This is a genomic window from Aphanizomenon sp. UHCC 0183 (assembly GCF_009712065.1).
Lineage (GTDB): Bacteria > Cyanobacteriota > Cyanobacteriia > Cyanobacteriales > Nostocaceae > Dolichospermum > Dolichospermum heterosporum.
This window is the reverse complement of the sequence record NZ_VILC01000020.1, coordinates 19,727-22,179: the sequence shown is the minus strand read 5'-3', so window position 1 is coordinate 22,179 and position 2,453 is coordinate 19,727. Positions and strand designations below refer to the sequence as shown.

4 protein-coding genes are annotated in these 2,453 nt (G+C 35.5%); 1 reads left to right on the top strand and 3 read right to left on the bottom strand.

Going from position 1 to position 2,453, the window contains the following annotated elements:
- From FJR37_RS09410 to FJR37_RS09400, 3 genes are all read right to left on the bottom strand, one after another.
- Positions 1–575, bottom strand: a 575-nt coding sequence (locus tag FJR37_RS09410) for an N-6 DNA methylase (RefSeq protein WP_371416112.1), incomplete at its 3' end; no start/stop codon positions are given.
- Between the two features lie 287 nt (positions 576–862).
- Complete coding sequence (locus FJR37_RS09405) at positions 863–1,450, bottom strand: hypothetical protein (protein ID WP_254434550.1); 588 nt, start codon at positions 1,448–1,450, stop codon at positions 863–865.
- Positions 1,451–1,492: 42 nt separating this feature from the next.
- On the bottom strand, positions 1,493–1,738 hold the full coding sequence (locus FJR37_RS09400; RefSeq protein WP_168465875.1) for a type II toxin-antitoxin system HicB family antitoxin: 246 nt from the start codon (positions 1,736–1,738) through the stop codon (positions 1,493–1,495).
- Positions 1,739–1,974: 236 nt separating this feature from the next.
- Between FJR37_RS09400 and FJR37_RS09395 the strand changes: the two genes are divergently transcribed.
- Positions 1,975–2,298, top strand: coding sequence for a DUF6825 family protein (locus FJR37_RS09395; RefSeq protein ID WP_027402126.1), 324 nt, complete (start codon positions 1,975–1,977; stop codon positions 2,296–2,298).
- The last annotated feature ends 155 nt before the right edge of the window (positions 2,299–2,453 follow it).

Below are 2,453 nucleotides of genomic sequence, written 5' to 3'. Positions count from 1 at the left end.
ACAGAAATAGTTCTATCATTCTGTCTTTTGATTCTGGCGGTATTCTCCACACTCATAGCAAACAAATCCAATTGCTTACCCGCAAAAGAAGTGTTATCCAAAGTATCCACAAAACAAATGTTTTCAAACTCCTCATACACCCCCATTTTCTGTTTATAGGTGTATTCAATATTCAAATTTGCAATGTAATAAGGTAAAATAGCCACCTCATTACAATGAATTTCATGTTTATATTTGTGCTGTAAACTCTGCTTTGGTAAATAATCAATCAACTCAGTAATAAAAGTCCCCGTACCCGTCGCAGGATCTAAAATTTCCACATCTTTATCTGCTAACAACTTCCCAAAATGTTTATGAACTAAAAAATCTGTACTTTCAATCATAAACCGGACAATTTCATTAGGAGTATAAACAATACCTAATCTATCCGCAGCTTTCGGATTATATGCTTTGTAGAAATTCTCATATAAGGCTTTGAGAAACTTCTGTTTTTCTTGATGATTATAAATATTAGCCGCAGTTCGTCTAATTACTGCATAATATCTTTCAATCGTTCCCAAAGTATTTTTCTTCACGCTTCCGGTAAAAAAGGTAGAGATTACCCCTTGTAATTCTCCCGCAATATTATTTTCTCTGTGAACTTGCGATTCATTAAGGGACTTCCAAGAAATAAATTATCCTGATTAACGAACCACAGAGGCGCAGAGGACACAGAGGAATAAGGGTTTGAGAGATTTTTGCGTTAGGTGGTTGAGTATTTTTTTATTTGGAAGTCCCTAAATATATTGATAAAAATATCTTCCGTCAAAATATGCTGAATCATCATTTCCCGAATATCAAATAAACTGATTTCCGGGTTAATTTATTCTTTGCAAATTCCCCAAAACTTATCTCGCGCAGTTTGAAAAGATGTGTTATTTTCCCCTTGACAATCTATCAAATCTCTGAGAGAATTTAGTAAAGTGGGTAAATCTTGCTTAAAAATTTCTATCGCTTCCCGAAAATCCTTAACTTCAAGACGCACATAATTAATAAAACTGGTAATAATTCCATCTACTGCGTCAGCATCGCCCATGGATACACGCATGGTTTCTGTGCTAGATTGAATTAAAACCGCAGTTTGGGAATCTTCAAATAAAATATTACTATCGGGATAACCTTTATTTAATTTCTTGGCAATTTCTTCATCTAATTTATCATATTGATCCTTACTTTCCCAATAACCCCAATCTAACCGCAAAGCATCTTTTATTGTGCCATCAGGATAAACAAGTTTACCATTTGGTAATCTATAATCTAATTCAGGAATCAGTAAAAAATCTCTCGGTTTGCAATATTCATTGAGGAGATTTTGGAAAGCGACACGAATAGAAGTTTCTTTGTGAGAACCACCATATTGAATGATTTTTTCGACTTCGGCTTGATATTGAGTTACCAGGAGTCTAGACATAGCTGCACCACAACATTTAAGTATATTTGTATTTTTAGGTTCTTATACTGGCTCTGTAATTTGATTTAAGTTAATATTCTCAATCAAAGAAATATTTAACCCTAAACGTAAACGTAAAGCCAACCAATCACTTAGAGCTTCTCTCAATTCACGCCGACAACCTTCTAATGTTTTATAATTTGCCCATACTCCCTGCAAACCTGGAATTTCACCCCAATAAGTACCATCATCTTCAATAATTTCATAAACTGCTAATTCCATTGCTTTATCAATGTAACTTGCCAGCATTTTTACTATTTCCTGTTAAGACGTAAATATTTCTTATGTTACAGCAGTTTTCATCTATTTAAACGATACTCTGAATAAGTCCATTTATTTGTGCCTTGACCCTTTTGGGTTTACTCTGACGAGAGATACCTATCTAGAGTGGTTGCATTTCACCAACTCAGAAAACTTTCAGATAGAAGCATTACGGGCTATATACAGGTTATAATTCTTTTTGCGGAGCAACTTTACAAAAATTTATGAGTAATCCCCTTGTGCAGGCCTTTTTCGTAGGCAGAGCAGTAGCTGAAGTGATTAATGAGCGTGTAGAAGTCGCCTTGACTGATGCTTTGAGTGAATTAGGCAAATTGGATGCTGAAACTAAAGAGCAACTACGCCAGTTTACAGAAGAAGTGATGGCACGAGCTAATCGAGCGGCAGAATCGTCTGCAACTGGAACAACTACAGGTAATAGTTCATCTGGGGGAGATTCAGTAGACTTACAGACCGAAATTGACGAATTAAGGGCAGAAATTGCCCTATTAAGAAGTGAATTGCAGAAGCATCGTAATGCTGCAAAATAGGTAATGGGTAATGGGTAATGGGTAATGGGTAATGGGTAATGGGTAATTGGTAATTGGTAATTGGTAATTGGTAATTGGTAATGGGTAATGGGTAATGGGTAATAGGAATAGTAATGGGTAATTGGTAATGTGAAAAAATATTCTCCCCTACCTCC